Annotated in this window: 16 protein-coding genes; 2 read left to right on the top strand and 14 right to left on the bottom strand. The window is 54.3% G+C overall.

Annotation, left to right across the window (positions count from 1 at the left end; translation table 11 throughout):
* Positions 1-108: 108 nt before the first annotated feature.
* Positions 109-660, bottom strand: a complete 552-nt coding sequence (locus tag ACR3ZL_RS12585; protein ID WP_473652801.1) for a carboxymuconolactone decarboxylase family protein — start codon at positions 658-660, stop codon at positions 109-111.
* A 196-nt stretch (positions 661-856) separates the two neighbouring features.
* Entirely contained in the window at positions 857-1,888 is a 1,032-nt protein-coding gene (locus ACR3ZL_RS12580; protein WP_473652802.1) for an aldo/keto reductase, read from the bottom strand.
* A gap of 266 nt (positions 1,889-2,154) precedes the next feature.
* Here ACR3ZL_RS12580 and ACR3ZL_RS12575 point away from each other — a divergent pair, with 266 nt between their 5' ends.
* Positions 2,155-2,880 (top strand): hypothetical protein, encoded by a 726-nt coding sequence (locus ACR3ZL_RS12575; RefSeq protein WP_473652803.1) that lies wholly within the window; start codon positions 2,155-2,157, stop codon positions 2,878-2,880.
* Between the two features lie 113 nt (positions 2,881-2,993).
* On the opposite strand, the gene ACR3ZL_RS12570 is transcribed toward ACR3ZL_RS12575, so the two are convergent.
* The 3 genes from ACR3ZL_RS12570 to ACR3ZL_RS12560 all read right to left on the bottom strand — a co-directional run bounded on the left by ACR3ZL_RS12570 (position 2,994) and on the right by ACR3ZL_RS12560 (position 7,784).
* Entirely contained in the window at positions 2,994-3,467 is a 474-nt protein-coding gene (locus ACR3ZL_RS12570; protein WP_473652804.1) for a CBS domain-containing protein, read from the bottom strand.
* A gap of 297 nt (positions 3,468-3,764) precedes the next feature.
* The gene (locus tag ACR3ZL_RS12565) at positions 3,765-5,159 is read right to left on the bottom strand and encodes a DUF1552 domain-containing protein (protein WP_473652805.1); all 1,395 of its coding nucleotides are present in this window, start codon (positions 5,157-5,159) and stop codon (positions 3,765-3,767) included.
* A 114-nt stretch (positions 5,160-5,273) separates the two neighbouring features.
* Entirely contained in the window at positions 5,274-7,784 is a 2,511-nt protein-coding gene (locus tag ACR3ZL_RS12560) for a DUF1592 domain-containing protein (protein ID WP_486173581.1), read from the bottom strand.
* A 560-nt stretch (positions 7,785-8,344) separates the two neighbouring features.
* On the opposite strand from ACR3ZL_RS12560, the gene ACR3ZL_RS12555 reads away from it, so the two are divergent.
* Positions 8,345-9,775 (top strand): serine hydrolase, encoded by a 1,431-nt coding sequence (locus ACR3ZL_RS12555; protein WP_486173509.1) that lies wholly within the window; start codon positions 8,345-8,347, stop codon positions 9,773-9,775.
* A 63-nt stretch (positions 9,776-9,838) separates the two neighbouring features.
* Here ACR3ZL_RS12555 and ACR3ZL_RS12550 read toward each other — a convergent pair whose 3' ends face one another.
* The 9 genes from ACR3ZL_RS12550 to ACR3ZL_RS12510 all read right to left on the bottom strand — a co-directional run bounded on the left by ACR3ZL_RS12550 (position 9,839) and on the right by ACR3ZL_RS12510 (position 20,346).
* On the bottom strand, positions 9,839-10,405 hold the full coding sequence (locus ACR3ZL_RS12550; RefSeq protein ID WP_473652807.1) for an RDD family protein: 567 nt from the start codon (positions 10,403-10,405) through the stop codon (positions 9,839-9,841).
* Positions 10,406-10,630: 225 nt separating this feature from the next.
* Positions 10,631-12,739 carry a family 20 glycosylhydrolase gene (locus ACR3ZL_RS12545; protein WP_486173508.1) on the bottom strand — a complete coding sequence of 703 codons (2,109 nt, stop codon included), beginning with the start codon at positions 12,737-12,739 and terminating at the stop codon, positions 10,631-10,633.
* A 314-nt stretch (positions 12,740-13,053) separates the two neighbouring features.
* Positions 13,054-13,506, bottom strand: a complete 453-nt coding sequence (locus tag ACR3ZL_RS12540; RefSeq protein WP_486173507.1) for a hypothetical protein — start codon at positions 13,504-13,506, stop codon at positions 13,054-13,056.
* 188 nt (positions 13,507-13,694) lie between these two features.
* Positions 13,695-14,729: a DUF1559 family PulG-like putative transporter gene (locus tag ACR3ZL_RS12535; protein ID WP_486173506.1), complete on the bottom strand. Its 1,035-nt coding sequence runs from the start codon at positions 14,727-14,729 to the stop codon at positions 13,695-13,697.
* Between the two features lie 603 nt (positions 14,730-15,332).
* Positions 15,333-16,514 carry a sialidase family protein gene (locus ACR3ZL_RS12530; protein ID WP_473652810.1) on the bottom strand — a complete coding sequence of 394 codons (1,182 nt, stop codon included), beginning with the start codon at positions 16,512-16,514 and terminating at the stop codon, positions 15,333-15,335.
* A gap of 196 nt (positions 16,515-16,710) precedes the next feature.
* Positions 16,711-17,523 carry an HpcH/HpaI aldolase family protein gene (locus tag ACR3ZL_RS12525; RefSeq protein ID WP_473652811.1) on the bottom strand — a complete coding sequence of 271 codons (813 nt, stop codon included), beginning with the start codon at positions 17,521-17,523 and terminating at the stop codon, positions 16,711-16,713.
* 46 nt (positions 17,524-17,569) lie between these two features.
* Positions 17,570-18,715: a sialidase family protein gene (locus tag ACR3ZL_RS12520; protein ID WP_473652812.1), complete on the bottom strand. Its 1,146-nt coding sequence runs from the start codon at positions 18,713-18,715 to the stop codon at positions 17,570-17,572.
* Positions 18,716-18,879: 164 nt separating this feature from the next.
* Positions 18,880-20,067, bottom strand: coding sequence for a DUF1559 family PulG-like putative transporter (locus tag ACR3ZL_RS12515; RefSeq protein WP_473652813.1), 1,188 nt, complete (start codon positions 20,065-20,067; stop codon positions 18,880-18,882).
* 108 nt (positions 20,068-20,175) lie between these two features.
* The gene (locus ACR3ZL_RS12510) at positions 20,176-20,346 is read right to left on the bottom strand and encodes a hypothetical protein (RefSeq protein WP_473652814.1); all 171 of its coding nucleotides are present in this window, start codon (positions 20,344-20,346) and stop codon (positions 20,176-20,178) included.
* Positions 20,347-20,540 lie beyond the last annotated feature (194 nt).

Below are 20,540 nucleotides of genomic sequence, written 5' to 3'. Positions count from 1 at the left end.
GAGGGCAAGTAAGCGGGGCCGTCATAAGCAGACGGTCCCCAAATTCTAACCCAAATCGCAGCGTTTTTCGCGGTCCCAGTATTTTGCCTCTAGATCGCCATAAGTCGACTATTTCGCCGATTCGTACATCGCGTCAGAATCCAGCATCGTTGCGTCAGCGATTGTGATTGCGTAGACGGCCATGGATGCCGTTGCGATCACTTCCAGGATTTGCTCGTTATCCAGACCGTGCTCCCGTAGACGGGCAAAGTCTTCGTCGGTGAGTTCATGAGGTCCGGTCGCACAAGTGACCGCGAATTGAAGAATGTCCCGGATGCGATCCGGCAACTCCTCGTTTAGCCCTTCCATCACCGCACGAATGATCCTCTCCTCCACACCCAATAGACGACAGCAGGCCGTGTGAGCGTCCCGGCAATATTGGCATTCTCGCTTCACCGCGATGGCGACAAAGATCAATTCCTTTGTCGACCGAGGAAGAGCACCTTCCAACAAGATGTGTTTGACGAGTCCCCAGGTGCCCGCCACCATTCCTGGCGAGGTCCCCTGGATGCGGATGAACTTCGGCACCTCAGGGAACCCCATTCCAACACGAAAATCGTTGTAGACCTGACTAACCTCTTTCGATGCGTCAGCCTCGTCCCGGAGAGGAAAGCGTTGCATAGTGGATCACCCTTTGTCGCAAACAACCTAGAATTTTGAAGAGATCAGGCGGTGCACAAAGGACTTTCCAATGTCGCCTAACCTACAGTCTAGAGTTTTTGCATTCGCCACGGGCGCTTCAATTCACACAAGACAACTCAGTTGCTCGTCAAGTTCCACCGTCCAGAGCATTTGGGCAATTTGTGATAACTTACCGTCAAACGCCGTCATAGCCGTGGACAGCCTTCGTGATGGTTGCCAGCTCATCGCTGGTCAATTCCACTGCCCCCGCACCCGCATTGTCGATCGCTTGCTGAGGATTACGGGCTCCCGCCAACACGTGCGAACACCCGGGCCGGGAAAGCGTCCAGGCAATCGTGAGCTGCGCCAGGCTGATTCGATGCTTTTCAGCAATGGGCTGCATCGGCTCCAGCATCGCGTTCACCTTCCGCACATTTTCCGGCTGGAAACGATCTTTGAATCGTCGCTGGTCACCATCAGGGTACTCCCGATCGGGTTCAATCTTGCCGGTCAGCAATCCTTGACTTAGCGGGCTATACGCGAGAAATCCGATCGATCCTTGTTCGCACTTAACCAAATTTGAAGCTTCCATCGCACGATCGAGCATCGAATACTTTTCTTGGTCCGTGTCGACCTGCCCAAACTGCTCATACGCTTCGATTTGTTCAACCGACGCATTGGACACACCAATGGCACGAATCTTCCCTTCCCGGCGAAGATCTTCCAAGGTGGACATTTTCTCTTCAATAGCAACGTCATCGCTTTGCCAGTGTGTTTGATACAAGTCAATCACATCGGTCTGCAACCGCTTTAAACTCTGTTCCACCTCCTCGCGAATCCCGTCGGCGCCGGCATAGATGAAAACATCAAAGCTATCTTCAGATTCGTTGCCCGGTTGATCAAACATGTCTTCGCTGGTTGAGAACTTCTTTTGTGCGCGAGCCTTTTGCGAATCAGTCAAATCCCAACGCATCGCACACTTCGTCGCCAACACGACTTGATCGCGTCGATCGGCAATGGCCTTCGCTACGATCTCCTCACTGCGGCCGAAACCGTATATCGGTGCCGTATCAATTAAAGTCCCGCCAGCATCCAGAAAGGCGTGGATCGCCCGAATCGATTCCTGTTCGTCAGTCCCACCCCAAGTCCATCCACCGATGGCCCAGGCTCCGAACCCGACGACTGACGCATTGATGTTCGATTTTCCTAGCGGCCGAGTCTTCATCATGATGGTGCTCCTGTTATGCAGTTGGATTGAGTGAATTACCTACGTCGATGACTATACGAAGCCGTCACCCGCATCCCCGAACCCAAAAGCGCCACCACATCGACCACACCCAGCAAATCACAATGAACACACATAAGGATGTCGTTCAGCCGACGGCCTGGCCGAAAACACCGTGAAACACGGGCAAAACGCCATTTCAGCCGATTTGGCATAGGGTATGCGTTATGAAACTCCGACAAGCCCCCCTTTTCCTTTGGAGTTTACTGATGTCCCGAACTTTCGTCCTTCTCGCTGCCGCTGCTGTTGCGTTCACCTGCACCGCAATGACCTCCACCTCAGCCAACGCCCAGGGATTCAGTCGCTTCGGTTACTATCCCCGTACCGTGCCAACCGTTGACCGCCACTACAACAATTTTCATAGCTCACACCATTCCGGAAGCCATCACGAAACTCCCGCCTATCACGTCAGCGTCAGCGAACTCGATCGTTTGTCAGATCAACTCGCCGAGGTCGCTCGACACCTCCACGACGACGCTCACCAACTAAGTCAAGACTACGCCCATTCGCACTCCATCGAATCGACCGTCACGAAGCTCGAACGCCTCCAGGAACACATGCATCAAATTCTGCATGCGGCCGCCAGATCGCGGTATGCGTCCAGCGGTCTAATCCAACACGTTGCAACTGATATGAACAGCGTTCGTTCACTGCTGTTATCGTTGCATCGAGAACTGCAGCATCAAGGCTACGACGGAGCACGCCATCGCGACTACGCGACGATCAATCACATGCGCCGAGTCATCACCAGCGAAGCACTGCCGCTTCTGCAACGAATGGAACTGGCGTTGTACGGATCGACTTCGCAACACGATGTCCACACATCCCATGGCCACACATCCAATCGCCACGCCATTGAAACTCACCGACCAACGAAGACGCGCCGAGGCAGCTCCGTTCGATTGAGCTTCCCTGGATTCAAGATCGGATTCTAATACTCCGGTTCCAACTGCAATGGACGAGGTAACGAGTCACGCAAATCAAGTCCTTCGCGACTCGACGCAAACGGACTCGAACCCTCGTCCACTAACGGTCACACATGCCGCATTTAGTGCATTTCGTTGACAAACCGCACGAAGTCCATGGTCGAAACAATGCCGACCAGCTTCTTATCGTGATTGACCACCGGCACGTGATGAACCTGGTTTTCGATCATCAATTTGGAAACGCGTTGGATCGTGTCTTCTTGGTCCGCTGTAACCGACACCAACGACATAGCCGACGAGACCGGATCGCTCCCCAAGCATTCTCGGATCAACTCACTCACCAAATAGCTTTCGTCATAGATCGCTAAGTCACCGTTCAGCGTCCGCTCGGCATCCTGGATCAAACGCAGCATGTCATTGACGGTCACCATGCCCTTAAGCACCTTGTCGTCGTCCACCACTGGCAGGGCTGAAAGATGGTATTCGGCCATCTTTTCCACTGCATCCTGAATCGACTCCGATTCCAAAATGGATACCGGCTGACGGCGCATGAAGCTGTGAACTGGAACCTGCAGATCGTTTTGTGTCGCGTGCATGATCTTCTCTCACTTGTGGATGGAAGGAAGTCATCACTCACCGCCTGTGATGACAGACACAAGACTGAAAGCAAATTCTGTACCCGGCAACTGAAACGACGTTTTACCCAGTCGTGCCACCACAACACCGAAATAAGCGGTCAACCGTGACACAGACGGCGCGACAATCCGCACGATTATTGGTGGACGAAGACGTGCAAATCCGGAGCCGCAGCGACTTGGTCACTCGTTGAAGACCGTGTTTCGATAGGCCGGCAGGGTGGATCCAGGGACGTGTGTGCTATACCGCTACGCCGCCTACGCCAACTTCAAACGTCCCGTGCTATCCCCAATTTGTTCCGCGGGCGTGCCGACGACGTCCAACATGCTCAGGAACAGGTTGGCCATCGGAGTCTCTTCCGGAGCTTGCAAGTAACGGCCGGTTGTGATTTGCCCGCCGCCACCGCCAGCCAACACGATCGGCAGGTCATGGTGGGTGTGGCGGTTGCCGTCGCCCAGCCCGCTGCCGTAAAGCACGACCGAGTTGTCCAACAACGTACCACCGCTCTCTTCGATCGACTCCAGCCGCTCGAGGAAGTACGCGAACTGCTCGACCAAATAATGGTCAATCTTCTGAATCTTGTCGACCGTTTCGGTTTTGTTGCGATGGTGACTCAACCCGTGGTGAGCTTCCTTCACACCGATCTCTGGATAAGTGCGGTTCCCACCGGCAGTATCCAGCATGAACGTCGCCACGCGAGTCGTATCGGTTTGAAAGCCAACAACCATCAAGTCATACATCAATCGTGCGTGCTCACGGAACGCAGTCACACGCCCCATCGGAACATCCAAATCCGGCAACGACTTGCGATCCTCTTCTTCGGTCCGTTCAATCCGAGTTTCGATCTCACGAACGCTGGTGAAGTATTCGTCCAGCTTCCGCTTGTCGGTGCGGCCGACTTGCTTCATCAGCCGCTCGGCATCGCCGCGAACCACATCCAAGATACTCCGGCGAGCCAAACGCCGCTTTCGTTCCAGCGTCGCGTCGCCGCTACCGAACATGCGTTCGAACGCAAACCGAGGAATTGTTTCCTTCGGCATCGGTTGCGTTTCGTTCTTCCACGAAATGTTCGAAGAGTAGGCACAGCTATACCCCGAATCGCAACTGCCCGCGTTTCGGCTGCCATTCAGCCCCAGTTCAATCGATGGCAAGCGGGTTTGCCCCGCCAACGCGGTTGCCGCGACTTGGTCGAGCGAGATGCCTAGCCGAATGTTGCTGCTTGTCTTCACCGGACGAGCCGCCGTCAAGAAAGTGGAACCTCCACGAGCATGATCACCGGCGCCGTCTTTACCCGACCGACCGTTTTCATGAGCAAGGTTTGAGATCACGTTGAGCTTGTTCTGGAACGGAGCCAACGGCTTCAGCGTATCCCCAAGTTCCCATTCATCGCCTTCGACCTTCGGACGCCACGCCGGTTGGATGACACCATTTGGAAAGAACACGCACGCCATACGAACTGGGCGAGACACGTCAGTGATCTGCAACGCTTCTCGCGATGCGTAGGCACTGCGTCCCGCCGGTGTCATTGCCTCAAGCAATGGCAATCCAAGGGCTAGCCCCGACGCCCGCAACATCGTTCGTCGACTCAATCGCGACGATCCAATTTGAACGATGGCGTTAGGTTGGTTGGGAACGTTCATCGTGTCTTTCATAGGACTTTCCTTGGTTCAGGCTTGAAGCCATGGGCGGGAAGGAAGGCTGGAACGATTTCGAGGCTACGACAGTCGGAAAATAAAACGGAACAAACAACGAGGACAAAAACGCAATCACTGAGTCAGCGAGCTGGTAGTCAAAAACGGCGGGCTATTGATCACGCCTTCAATCAGATCACGCAATCGAAAACCATCGCTTTGGGTGTCATCCAAAATGGCTTCAACGAAACATCGATCGGCGGGACGCAATTCGCGGCCAATCGCGAACGACATCATTCTTCGAACGGTCGTGTCAGCAAACCGCCGGGTTTCCGTGTTTGCCAACATCTCGCTTAATTCCATCGCTCCTCGGAACGAACGACCACCGGGCAGTTCGCCGTTGGCATCTGCAACCGAAGGATCACTGGGCGGGCGAAGTCGTCCCAAATGGTCCATTGTTTCCAAGCCGAATCCCAATGCGTCCATGACTCGATGGCAAGACGCACACCCCGGGTCCGCACGGTGTAACTCCAATTGCTCGCGAAGGGTCGCGTCAGCCGAAGCCGTTTTGGTTTCTTCCAATTCAGGAACATTCGGCGGTGCCTCTGGCGGAGGCGTGCCCAGCACGTTTTCAAGGATCCACTTACCACGAAGCACCGGTGAATTCCGCGTTGGATAACTGGTTAGAGTCAACACGCCAGCATGGCCCAGGATCCCGCGACGGCCAGCGTCAACCAAAGACACCTTCTGCAGTTTCGAACGATTGTCGTTGTCAGGCAGTTCCACTCCATACCAGTCGGCCAGTGCCTGGTTAACAAACGTGTAGTCCGCGGTCAGCAACTCAGTTACGGGAAGATTGTCCTTCAATACATGATTGAACAAAGCGTGGGTTTCCGACGCCAAGTCATCGACCGTAATCGAGGAGCTCTTCTTCCCATTTCGAAACGCCGACATGTCGCGAGCGTTCAGGTTGCCCAAACCAAACCATTGCGTCGCGAACTGCTCGCCCAGGGAATTTGACTTTGGATCGCCGAGCATGCGGTGAACGTGGTGGCGTCGCTTCTTCAGATCAACTAACTCGTTCTGCTTTGCCGCGTGAAGCAACGAATCATCCGGGATGCTACTCCAAAGAAAGAACGACAACCGGCTGGCCAATTGAGCTGAAGACAACGGAGCCGCTTCGCCAGCCTCAGCCTTTTCGCGTGCCTTGTCTGAATCAGGCAACTCGATCCGAAACAGAAAACTCGGTGAGCATAGAACCGCGGTGATCGCATGCTGCATCCCGACGTAAAACGATTCATGCCGGTCTGTCGCGTCAGTCACCAGGATCGCGTACCGTCTAACCTCTTCGTCACTCACTTCCCGACGAAAAGCACGTCGCATCAGCGGCTCTAAATTCGTCGTCGCCGCCTTTTCGACATCTTCCCAACGATCATGACGTTGACGTGCCATCCGCGGCAGCAATCGCTTCTGAGTTGCCGGCAGGTCCTTACGTGTGCTTACATGCGGACCATTAATGGAGACCGACTTAAACTTGAAGTTGTACTCGTCATCGGATATCCGACGCGTTGCCTGTAGTTCGGCGTCAGCCGGCAACACGCTCTTCGCAAATTCATCGTCGGACAGCGACTGCACGCGCTGCGATACGGACTCGCCAATTCGCCATGGATCTTTCCGATCCTCGCGTTTTGCCAGCTCATCAACCCAAGTATCGGTCGGCGAAAAGAAAAAGCGATGCTTGCCGGGTTTCAGAGTCACGCGAAAAGACTCACTATCGTTCGGCCCGCTCTTTTCTTGATAGCCAAAGTCCAATATGTCGATCAAACTCCCGGTCTGATCGTGCACCATCACGCAACGGTTTACTGCTTCGTCCTTCTTGTCGTCAGTTTCCTTTTCGCGAGCCTCTTTCGACTTATCGTCACCCGCCGACTGATCATCACCCTTCGATTTAGAAGGGCGGCGTATGTTCGTTCCACCACGAACCTCGACCGAGTAATCACCCTCGACAGGTACCTCTACTTGCACCCAAACCATACCGTCGCCGCGAATGTACCATTCACCGAAGGAGGCAAGCTTGGCATCACCAAGCGTATGCAGCGTCTTATCTGCAAAAGTCTTCTTGATCGACGGCAAGGTAGCCGGATCTACGATGACAGCCGAGGCAACGGTCTCACCCGCTTGCAAATATTTCTCCATCAACATCGTCGAAAGCGATAACACGTCGGCGTTGTTATCAAAGCCACCACCGACTTCGTCCGAAGGGAACTGATCAGCCGGGCGAAGATCCATCCCAAACAGATCGCGAATCGCGTTGTTGTATTCCGCTCGGTTCAATCGACGCGCCGTCACACGTCCCGGCTTCGGCCGCAAGTCACATGTGGCGTGGTAAACCAGGTCGTCGAGCTGGTCGGCCAGCTCTCGTCGCTCTTCGGTTGTTGGCAGCGCCGCATCTTCCGGCGGCATTGCACCAAACCGAATCATGCTGATCGAATGCATTGCCAGTTCGCTATTATCGCGAATCTTGGCCGCAGTGCTCAGCAAGGAAAGATCGACTTCCGCTTCTTGATAGTCCGCGTTGTGACAATCCAGGCAAAACTCTTCCAGCTTTAGAAAACCGGTGGTCTCCCAATCTGACAGTTCGACCATCGATGGCTTGGTCACTATCGATTCCGTCGAGACCTTCTCGTCGGCGGTGGCGTTTGGAAGCATGAACGCCACCAACACACTCGTAAGCTTTAGAAGCGTGCGAGGCCATCGAGATCCCGGCAGGGTGCAATGAATGGTCACGGGCAGGGCGATTGTTTGGCGACTGAACCGGATTCTCTCCAGGTTCCCAGTCGGGCAACTCAATCGTTCATGTAGGTGGGAAGGGCGTGGTGGGACTGCGAAGTAGGGTAGGGTGCCGCCCAGTGTGGGGAATCCGGGCGAATCGCAGTCCATATATTCTAACAGACTCTATCCAGTGACCGAAGACCTTTTGCAAATGCCTAAGCAAGAAAACAAATCCGTTTCTAAACGCATAAGCCCCCCCAAAACACGGCTTTTCACCGAACCAACGCCAGCGTTACCAAGGATTCCCCCAAAAGTATTCCTAACACGTCCAACTTCCGCCCAAAAACCGTAGGGTGCGTGCTAGCACGCACCCTACCCATGATCCCATCCCCCACACCAAGGTTTATTTGACAGCTCCCAACCGATGGCACACCATGAAGCCCGCTTCACCGCCCCAGCCTTCTCACCTCGAACAAACATCGGTCCCAATCATGCCACGCTACCTCGCGCTCTTTTGGGTGGTGCTTCTCTGCTCGCCCAGCATCACGCGTGCAGAGGATTGGAAAGGGCAAATTCGCCAACTTGCCGAACCGTTAGTCAATGCCGAGCGAGCAATGGGGCTATCGATCGGCGTGATCAAGGGCAACAAGAACTTTTCCCTTCACCTTGGGAAGACTTCCGAAGGCGGTTCACAAGCGACTGACCAAACGATCTACGAAATCGGCTCGATAACCAAAGTCTTCACCGGACTGATGTTGGCCGATGCCGTGGCTCAAAGCCGATTGGAACTGGAACAACCTGCCGATGAACTGTTGCCCGACGGCATGGAGATGCCGGCTTGGCCGAAAAATCCGATCACCTTAAAGCACCTCGCCACGCATCGCTCCGGCTTGCCACGTTTGGCAGACAACATGCCGGATCTCACCTCCAACAACCCCTACGCCACCTACACGTCCCAACAAGCATTTGAGTTCCTGCAAACTCACAAACTCCGGCGTGCCCCTGGAGGCGAAAGCGAGTATTCCAATCTAGCCGTTGCGTTGCTTGGGAACCTGATCTGTCGCAATGAACAACGTTCATACGACCAATTGTTGGAAGAAAAGATCACCGGCCCGCTGAAAATGCATTCGACCTCCGTGGACCTCACCGACGCCATGCGTGCGAGATTGGCGACTCCGTTCGATTCGGATTTGAACGCTACCAGCACGTGGGAATTCGCTGACCAACCCGGTGCAGGCGGTATTCGCAGCAACGTTCATGACATGCTGATCTTCGCCCAGGCAAACCTCGCCCCGCCTGAAAGCGAAATAGGCGAGGCGATTGAATTGGCGTGGCAGCAACATCAAGCGAGTTCCGATGGTAACTTTGCGATGGGTCTGGGGTGGCACTTCGCCCGCGATGGCGAAACCCATTGGCACAACGGAGGCACTGGCGGATTCCGTTCGATGCTAATGATCCATCGACCTTTGAAGATTGCCGTCGTCGTCCTTTGCAACACGGCCTGTGACCAGGTCGATCCACTTGCCGAACAGATCATGCGGATGCTGGCAGGCTCAAACGTCGAGCCGGTGCATCTAGAAAAGCAAACGTCCGTCGACGTGCCAAAGGAAAAGATGCAGCGATTGGAAGGACGCTACCAACTCGCCCCCAATTTCATCTTCGATGTTAGGGTCCAGAACGACAAACTGATGGTCGGCATCACCAATCAACCAACCCACTGGGTGTATGCCAAATCGGATACACAGTGGTACTACAAAGTCGTCGACGCAAACCTGACCTTCCAAATCAACTCCGACGGTCAGTGCACGTCACTGGAACTCTTCCAAAACGGAATTCGCCAAACCGCAAAACGAGTGAGCGAATAGTCCAGCCACTTTCACATCGCATCATTTCCTATCGCCCCCGCCACCATTCGGTGTCCCGTAGATTTAACGCTCCGAAGCAATTGCAGGCACAGGGCGGCAAACTCGCGGGTAAGCCACTGTTAACCCTGCGCCGTTGTAGCGGGTTAGATGCATCGGGGCGAATCCAATCGGCTTAGCTCCATTGCGAACGACATAAGTGCCGACGTAGCAGTCGCGTAGCGATTGCCCCTCGGTATCCGCCCCAAGCCATAACAGATCAACCATGAAATTGAACGGGCCGAAACCCCACATCAACATTCGCAACGTCATTCGGAATAGCGAAGGCCGATCTCCTTGGGTCGACACGATCTTTAGACCAAGCAAGCGGTAGGCAACCGTTCGAAAGCGAGAGCGTTTCAACGGAACGAGATAAGCCCAGGTGAGCAAGGACCAGAGCGGCAGGAAGAACTTGGAAGGATCCTCTTCTGGAGCAACCGTAAGAGAAATCGGCAGGACCAAAAACCAAAGCACCGTTCCCATCAGAACCAAAACAATCGAGTCAATCAACAAGACTGCAACACGCTGCAAGAACCCCGCGTAATCGTCGGTCTCGTAATACACCCCGGTGCCGAGAGAGTTGTCGAGCGCCATAGAAAGTTCACCAAGAACAGGCAATGAAAGTCGGCCCAGCGACGGGCGGCCCAGCGACGTGAAGCCATTCGCTTGCACGTTGCTAAGCTCTACGCGTTCGCCATGTCGTGCCCCGTAATTCTACAAAACTTCGCATACGTCGGGGGCTGATGGGCCAATCCTTTTCACCCAACACTTTGCCTCAATCCATAGGGTGCGTGCTAGCACGCACCCTATCCCTATCCCTCAAAACACCTGAACCTCGACAATCTTTGAAAACGAATCAAAGACATAACCGCGGTTACCATGACTGCGGATTCTCACGAAGCGGACGTCACGAGGACTGAAATCGTGTTGCACCAGCGGCATTGGATTCGCCGGTTTTTCCAACCGTGACGCGATTTCATCAAAAGTCGATCCGTCCGCCGAAACTTCGACTGTGTATTTTTCGAACGAACCACTCACCGTGTAAGCGTGCACATCGACGCGGCTCACCGATTGAATTGCCTCCAGGTCAATCGTGATCGAAATCGGCTCCGGCGTTGCGGGATAGCCCAGATAGAAATCAAGGTTATTCGTCCCACCGTCGGTAATCCGTTCGATCGAGAAAGGACTGCCCGAAGAAACGCTGGAGGTCACCGGCTTACCCAAAGCAAGATTGCCCGTGGGTTCAACCATGGTGAAATTGCGCCGGCTACCATGACCAACCGGTTTCGAGCCCGAAAACAAGACGGCTCGAACGGTAGCGGAGCGGGCTAACGGGATAGGCGTTTGATATCGCGGTGAGGTGATATCAGGTTCGGAACCGTCCAATGTGTAGTGAATCGCCAACGATGAATCGGCTAGGTCACTGGCCATCGAGCCAGCCCATAGCGAGACAACCGTCTCGTTTCGGAAAACACCATCGGCAGGAATCGCCAATTCAGACGCCTGGATTGCAACAGGATAAAACGCCGATCGCCGAATGCCCTCAGTTCGTTCACTCCGCTGCTCAAAGTCGGAATATTCACGACGGATCGCCGGGTTCCACGCAACCTCCGCGAACGGGATCAAACGCGGTACCACCTGAGGCAGGTAGTTCTCTTCTCGACCTTCCCACCAGGGCATGCAAAATCCGATTAGCTGATCCGTATCGGCAACCTCAATCGGCTTAGCATACGTGCGAATTCCGGGGTTAACGTGTTTGAACCGCGTCAACGTCAACGTCTCATAGAGATGTTGAGGCGACGTCATCGTAAAGTTGGTGCGTGGGTAGTGATCCACCAAGTACAACGGATCCCATGCCGCGTTAACGACCCGGTAGCCATCCTCCAGCATTTGGTCAGCCGGATAGTTGATCGTTCTCCAGTTGATATGGATCACTTCTCGATTGACTTGGTTGGCACCCGTACCAGGCCGTGGTCCCTCCCAAACCAAAGTCTGCTTTCCCTTGGACTTCAAATACGCATGAAGTTTGTTGATCAAATCACGTTGAGCATCCTCAGGCACACCGAACGCTTCATCGCCCCCGATATGGATGAAGGGCGTCGACGCAAACACTTCCATCATTTCGTCCAGCAAGGTTTTGATTCCCTGCAACGCTTTATCGCTGCTGGACAACTCCGTCCCCGACTTCCCGAACACATCGGGGTATCGTTTCAAAAGCAACGCTGAGTGACCAGGGACTTCCAATTCAGGAATCAGCGTGACACCCCGAGCGACCGCGTACGCTTCGAGCTCTTTGAACTCATCCAACGAAATCATGCCGTCCCAAAGATCCGGGAAGGCGGTCGACGGGAACGCGATTCGTTGGTCATCGGTTAAATGAAGCTGGGCGGAATCCACTTTGTAGAACCAAAGCAGGTCGATGGTTTCTTTCAACAACTCCAGACTGTGCGGATTGCGTCCCATATCGATCATGAAGTTGCGATATGACAACTTGGGCGCGTCCCGAATCACGAGGTGTGGCAACCGACCGTCGTCGCTTGCGCCAATCAGTTGCATGAAAGTCGCGGTGCCATGGGCTAGCCCCTTCAGAGTCGAAGCTTCCAGCAAAATCCCCAGATCGGAGACCTGTAGCGTGTAGGCCTCCGGAGCGAGCGTGTCGACCTTAGTTACCGTCATGAAGGCGTTCGCATCATCGACTGGTAAAAGCTGATGAGCGCCGCTAGTGATTCGATTAACCAGCACACCTGTGATCGCGAGATGGTCGGCCCAAGCTTCATCACCGATCGCTCGAACCGTAATGGTGTCTGGCAGCAACAACTTTGATGTACCGTCGATCGACGCCTCAGTAGGCGGCGGCACCAATGGCAGCGAACCGGCACTGGTGATCGAGGACAAGAACAGAGCAAAGACGACGTAACATATCTTCATGAACGGATTCAGCATAAACGATTCGAACGGAACGACTGATGGCTGGTTGGCCAACGGACCTAGGACTTGATGAGAGTGGCTAGACAGACGGCCCAAAAAAATAGCCGGTCCGACCTAGCAGTGCATTGACGGCAGCAATCCCTAACACGATCACTACCCGCGGGTGTAGTCCAGACGCAGTGCCACCGCAACCGCCACGTACCCTGCGGCATGTATTCTGCAGCATTTATCCTGCAGCATTTATCCTGCAGCCACGTCCCCTGCCGCCACGACCGCAATGTGGAATTGCGGTATGAAGATGCAAACAAATTCGCTTAACGAACGAATTGCAGCGAGACGTTTTCGGATGCCCGGTCCACAACGAGATCGGTTGTGAAGCTTTCTTCAGGGGGCGGGGCATTTTTCAACGCCTGGCTCAACGCAGTTCCTAACGCAGCTCGGTTGTCCGGTCGCAAGAACGTTAACTCAGGTTTCGGGCCGCGGTCCGCCGTGATAACCACGCGAACATCAAACTGCCCTTCTCGCAACAACGACGAGGGCGGCACAGTGAATTGCCCGTCGATGATTGGTGTCATCGCGGGCGGCGAGTCGACGCCTGATTTAGGTACTAAACTGAGCTTCCCCTTTTCGACGGCTTTCCCGTCAACGTTGACAGTCCCGGAAAACGAAATTCCAGACGGGCTGCAAGCAACAATCGTGCAAAGTGGACTCAACAGTAAAATGGAAAGCAGACGGTTGCGGAGAGGGATAGCGAAAGACTCATGCATGGGATTGGCGATTCCTTTTTGACGTAACGGAAAGTGGAAGCGTTGAAGCGACACCAGTGCCGCGAGACACTCGTGCAAAACATATGCGAATCACGCTTCAAGTGATCCGGTAGAGGACAGTACGCGGGAGACGCCGGCTCGGGACGCCTCCCACATCGACTCATTTCTTATAAGTCGTTTAAAACGATTTACTGATCAAACTTGTTGACTTCGTGACCGGCTTTGGTGAGATAAGCGGTCAGGACGTCTTGGGCGATCGAGTAGGTGACGAAGCGGGTCGATCCGTCGGCCAGTACGAAGTGCGAACCACCGGTGTGATAGCTGAAGAAGAAGTTTTCATCATTGTCGGGCAGGTTCCCGAGCCCACCGGTCATGTCCTCGTCGTCAAGCGGACCGCCCACACCGTCGGAGTTAACCGGAAAACCGTAATACGGCACGAATCCACCGCCGGAAGACTCATCGGGGGAGTCGTAGCATAGAACCGAGTGCCCCACACCAAACGGTGCACCGGTATAAGTCGTCAACCAACCGCCGGTTTGAACCGAGCCGGCTTTCTGCGGAAACAGACCCCGTTCCCCTACAAGCAATGTGTTGCTCGTTCCGTCCAATACGGACGCAAACCGGACCGGACCGAACGCGGAACGTGCACTATGGAACATCCCATCGGCCGAAAATTTGAATACCGCCGGAAAACCTCTCCATCCGGACGGGTCCGTGCCGTGATATTGGTTCGACGACCGTCCGTAGTGCCCGGCGTTTCCGAAATAGTTCGTCCCTGAGCTGGTCGCGATCACGGTAGCTCCGAAACCTACATTGACCGGGTCTTCGGAAAGTGGATCGCTCGGGCAATTAAGGATTGTGACTTCAGCCTTGATCGCCTCAGGATCAAAGTCAGGCCCGTAGAGTTCCAATTTGTCGTTATCCAGCTCCGCCTGCTCGACGTACGGCATGATGCTTCGAATCCAAGTTCGGCCGACGCCGACGAAGTTTGAATTGTCCGCCGATGCTGGGAACTGCTTGAAGGTGCTTTCATAGTTATGACAAGCCAGCGCTAACTGGCGCATCTTATTGCTGCATGACATCCGTCGTGCCGCTTCACGTGCCGACTGCACCGCAGGCAGCAACAGCCCCACGAGGACTCCGATAATGGCGATAACCACTAGCAATTCAACAAGCGTAAAACCTGGACGGGAACTCGGGTGTTTGTAGGTACGAATGCTCACGGCACTTCCTTAGATTGCGGCAACGGGTGAATGGCATAACGGGTGCCAATCGAACTTATCAACGCATCCCGAACATCTCAGTTCACCAGGTTGGCCGGAGTTTCACCGAAGACCATCGAGGTCGCTTCGGTGCACATGGTTGAGACCGGGTGCGTCTTGAGACCTGGTCAAAAGCAACCCGCGGACCATCCGATCCCGGAAGCACCACCACTGACATTTGGCGTTTTAGAAGTTTTGCTATCAATGGTTGCCAACTCACCTTAGACAACCGCTAGCGCACGTGATGTCCCCCAACCAATCCGAAGAAATTCCTTGCTTTTTTCCGTCAAAAACCAATCTTGCCACGAGTTACGTGCTAACGGTCGACGCTGCCACCGCACGGCGCATCACCTGCTCATTTTTAACACGCCCATGCACAAACCACAGGCACAACTGTACAAAACCATGCACAATTCATGTCTTATCCTAACCTAACAACAAGATTCTCGTTCTGAGAACGTCGGCGATTTCTGAGGGTGAAGACATGCTAATTCGCATCAAAACTCGTAGGGTGCGTGCTAGATCTCGTAGGGTGCGTGCTAGCACGCACCCTACCCAAACACCTCAGGAGGACGAAACCTTAACCAGCAGGACCCGGTTGTTTTGTCCCTTGCGTTTACCAATTTGAATGAGAGCTTCGGCAACCGTGATCCAAGATTCCTGGTCATTGATTCGAACAACGCCCGAGTTTCCGAGTGCCGCGTGGTTCTCGGGCACCAGAACTTGTTCGGTATGACGGATCACGTGCAATCGCTGAGGGTCGACTTGAGCGATGTAAAGAGGTGCCCGGTTTCGCAGGACGTGATCGTTCTTCCCGTTCCTTCGCGTGTATACCAGATAGAGTTTGCCGCCGATGTCGGCCCAGTGTTGTTGCGTGTTGTGGCTACCGAGCAAAGTACCGTCGTCAAACTTCCACGCAATGTGGTCGGTGTAGTGGATCCCATCGTCACTCCTTGCCACATAAGCTCCGTCGTCCGCACGCAGGGTTAAGAACGTTTGTCCCTTAAATTGGTAAACGGACGGTTCGTACAGCCCGCGTTGCTTCGGGATCGAATGCTCGGTTCCGTGCTCAACATAGGTCAACTTCTCGCCATCAAAACGACAACGAGCCACGATGGATGTGTAAACACGCTGTTTTGCACTACGCTGATACCGGATCGGTAGCAAAATGTCGCCGTTGGCAAGAATCGCGGATTGGTGACATCCCGCGTTAGGGGCGATGATCGGGTGACCAGCGTGATCTTTCTCCGGAAGCTCCAGAGTTTTCAGTTCACCGCACTGCAATGAATCCGGATCGATCACGGCGTAGAACACTTTTTCGCGCAGGTAGTTCTCTTTCGTGCCGCCGGCGAAGTTGAAGGTCTTCCCATTGAGAAGAATCTTCCCCGAGGCAGCGTGCCAGTTCGGCCAAAGATCGCCTGCAACGACGTCGTATCCATCCGCTTGCCGCTGACGCTTCAGTGTCGGGATCACACGAGGCAAGTCCCAGGTAACACCGTGGTCACGCGACGCGGCTAAGAACACGTCGTGGTAACCGTGCGATCCTTTCTTCGACGTACGTGACATGGTGGTAACGGCCAGACCACCACGACCAGGAACGAATGCGGTTCGGGCTTGTGTCCAGTCCCAATCAGCATCTCCCTCGGCAACCAGACTCCGCTCAATCGACAACTCCTGGCTAAACAAAGTGCCAGGAAGAAACGCGAAGGACGTAACAAGGACGAACAGTTGAATATGAAATTTCATAGATTGCCAACAATGATTCTAGTAGTGGGTAAACCAAGGTTCGAGAGACGATAAGGCAGGTAAGCGACGTCGGGACCAGAACGCTGAAAAAGGGAATTGCGAGAGCTTTTGCCGCCTCAAAACCCCGACAGCCCGGCCCCCCGAAGCCCGAACCCCCAAAGCTTCGACATCTTGAAGCTTTGCAGTCGTCGTTGCGTTAGACCTGAACCTGTTCGGTCGTGGCTGCTTTGGTATCCAGGCCCATCGCTTTCTTGACCGCGGCAATCTCCAGTCGCAGGTGCTTTTGAAAAAGCGAAATGTCGCCGCTTTGAATGAGCATGTTCGCGCCCAACTTCATAAGGTGGGCGTGCTGCTCGGCGGATCCCCAGAAGTGGATTCCAGCGCCCACGCCTGCAGCACGTGCCTTGACGAAGATCGTTTCACAGGCGGCAAGAAATTTCGGATGGTCGTATTGCTCTGGAATTCCCAGGCTGCACGTCAGATCGTGAGGTCCAATCAAAACGGCGTCCAGATCGGGGACCGTCAAGATTTCATCGAGAGCCTCGATCCCTGCGCAACTTTCAATATTGACGATCAGTAACCGTTCATTCGCCGATGCTTCGATGTATTTGACAAGCTCCGGTTCAGCGGACTCCCCCGCCAGCATCCGATCAAGCTTATCGCCTTTGATGGGTCGCAGCTTCACCGCACCGCGAAGAGCACGGACTTGATCGGCCGACTCAACGTAAGGAGCGATCACGCCTTTGGCACCACCATCCAAAACAATCGTCGCTGTGTAAGGATCCGGGGAGGGAATACGAACCAGCGGCGGTAACCCGATCGCGGAATACGCCTGACACATCCAACTCAATTGCGATCGATCGATAGCAATGTGCTCAGTGTCGATGAAGACAAAGTCGAGCTCACTGTCGCGAACCGCATCGGGCCATCGAGGTGAAGTCGAAACGATCAAGGTTCCAAAGACGGGCGATCCGTCATGCAGAGCTTGGTGCAGTTGGTTAACGATCATCAGATGTAGCAGCCTGCCAGAGAGAAGATTCGAAGATAAGCAATAGCTACTGTGCGTTCGCCATTTGATCGATTTCGGAAAGCTGAAAGCGTGTGCTAACGATGGAATGCTTGTCCGACCCCGGCTGATATTGGATGTAGGTAGTTGCGACAAGCGTTCCGTCGCTCAACCGCTCCATCCCGGGATAGCCGCAATCCATCACATTCCTCGCATGGCTATGCAGTAACTTGACTCGATACTGTCCGGGGCGAGCCTGCTTAATATCATCGTAGGTTCCTACCCAAGCAACGAAGTGGCCTTTTGTCTTGCTTTGGAGTGCTTGGTCTCGAAAAGCAATCACCCACCGGCCATCGGCTGCTTGGATTCCCATGTGACGGTCACCGGTCAGCCCCCAAGCCGTCTCGCGGGGAGTCGACCATGTTTGCCCTTCATCATGAGAGAACATCATCAAACTTCGGCCCTTGTGCGTGTTTTCTCGCATCAAACAACACAGTTCGTTCCCGTCTGGCGAACGCAAGACAAAGGGCTCACAAGGATTTTTGCCTTCGACTGCCGCTACCACCTTTGGCGTGGACCAAGTCAAACCGCCGTCCGACGTGATCGACTGCATCACTTCGAGAGGTGCGCGATCTTTTCCGTCTGGGCCTTTGTGATACAGACCAAGATAGCGACCATCGTGCAAACGGATGATACTGCTGAATGTCATAACGCATGGAAACCCTAGCGGAGGCATCTCCTTCCAGGTCTTGCCGTCGTCCTCACTCATGATGCTGGGCATACCCGGCCCACCTCGTTTGCCCAGGGCAGCTGAGAAGACCCACAAACGGGCGACGCCTTCCGGATCAATCATGCGATAGATACTGGGGCAATTCTGGTGCGTGGAAAAACCCTCCGGCAAAATCGCATCCAAACGCGACCAGCTACGCCCGCCATCAGTGCTTTTCGCCATCGGGCCAGCAGCACCACCGTGATTAACACACCAAACACAAAACAGCGTGTCGCTGCCGGGCAATCGGAGCGTCGTCGGATGACCTTGATAGACCTGTGGCGTTCCCGCAGCGATCACGACGTGACGATCCGTCTGGGAAGAAAGATCAATCAAAGGCAGATTGTTCGCATCTTCCGCAAACACTGCTCCGGTAAAGAGGAGACAAAACCCGAACGATAGCAGTCGAGCAAATACGTTGGTCATAGGATCAATTCTAAGAGGGGCGGGCACGAATCGGCGGAGGGAGTGTCAGAGGCTTGATGCAGGAATCATCAACCGGATCGTCGCGACGGAATCGGCTTGCGACCTAAACAGACGCGACGTTGGTTGTTACACAGCGATCGAGACGATCGCTTGGCATCGACAACCTAGTTGTCCAAAGATTCAACCTCTTTCATGCCGCGGGTTCCCAAGGCACCCCACAAGCCATACGGACTTTTATTGCCATTGGCAGGCGTCGCTGTGATGTCACCAGCTTCGATGCTATCGGTAATGAACCGCACTGCACCGTCGGCCATCAAAACGTGTGCACCGCCCTGGTGTCGGCTGCCGGCGGACGAGACGCCTTGGGACACATCGCGATTTTCGAAACAGCTCGGACTGTTCGGCGGTAGAATCGTTTGAAAGGCACTGTACTGCAGCAGTCCTGCTGCCCAACGATAGCCACGTGCCTCGCTGGTTCCGTCGCGAGTATCAACGCTGCTGCGATAGAACTGCGGACGATTTGGATCCACTCGGTCAAGACACTTTTGCAGGTTCATGCCTGCGTGTGATACCAAGCCCGAAGTGTAGTACGCATTGTCCGCGATGACTTCTTTGGATCCCAACGAGGTGGCGATCTCGCCGCACATGATTGTGTTAGCGGTTCCGTCCAGAATGTCGCGGAACCGAGTGACATGTCGAGACCAAAACACGCCGCGGCTGGTTGCCCGAGCTTCCACGGCAGCGGCTGAGTCATCGGACTTAGCGGTTCCCGCGATCTCAGCGTTCGCATCGTCCGTCTTCTGATAAAAACCATGTTGGTTCTTTCCACCTGAATTCGTTAGGTGAGCATGATCGCCAAGGCAAGCCGCATAGTTGGTTCGCCCGAGAGCGGGCAAACCGATTCCAGGATCGCTAGGGCAGCGGAAGCCGGGGATGTTCGTGTTCCAAGGATCAAAGCTGGTCCACGGTGTAGGACCCATCGATGGATATTGGTTGCCCGATGAATCCACGCCGTTGGACACTGACTCCCAAATCGCTTGCTGCTCCACAAACGGAAGCGTTCCTACCAGAAAACCTAAAAACAGCCGGTTTGACTTCTTGTTATCAATGGTCCCGCTCAACTGGACGGTACCGCCCAGGCTCATGGGCAATTGCTTGTAAGCGGAATGATAATTGTGCAGCCCGAGTCCAATTTGCTTGAAGTTATTACTGCAACTCATCCGGCGAGCGGCTTCCCGTGCGGCCTGCACCGCGGGAAGCAACAGTCCAACAAGGACACCAATGATGGCAATGACCACTAGCAACTCGACTAGCGTGAATCCTTGTTTGCGTCTGGTTCTGACTGGTAACATCGAAGTTCTCCAAAGAAAAGTAGAAATGAAAACGCAGGTTGCTTCGAAATGTTTCACCTACTCGAACAACCGAATCGGAGAAACCACTCAAGGCAATCGTCGTTGTCGCTAGGAATGCGACGCCATTGACTGCTCGTACTCAGCTTCCGCCGCAGCCGCTTCTTCCGGCGTTAACTTCGGCTGTTCGATCACAGTTGGCCCTGACGGACCGCATCCGATACTGGTGGCGAACAAAATCATGGTGAAAGCGAAAAATGCTTTCTTCATGCAATGACTCATGGGATCGGTCCTTGTGGAAATATCTGATTAGAATTGTGCAACTACATGCAATCGAACCACGCACCAAAGGGGCCAGCCAACGCCATCAAGAGCACCCAAGGTTGCGATCGACTCCTTAAGATCCTATACAAGCACACCGTGGTTGCAATTGTCATCCACAACAAAAAGCTTGCTATTTTCGCTACTCACGAAAC

The sequence above is a fragment of the Rhodopirellula sp. J20-39 genome (assembly GCF_057365095.1).
This window is presented reverse-complemented; position numbering and strand designations above follow the sequence as displayed.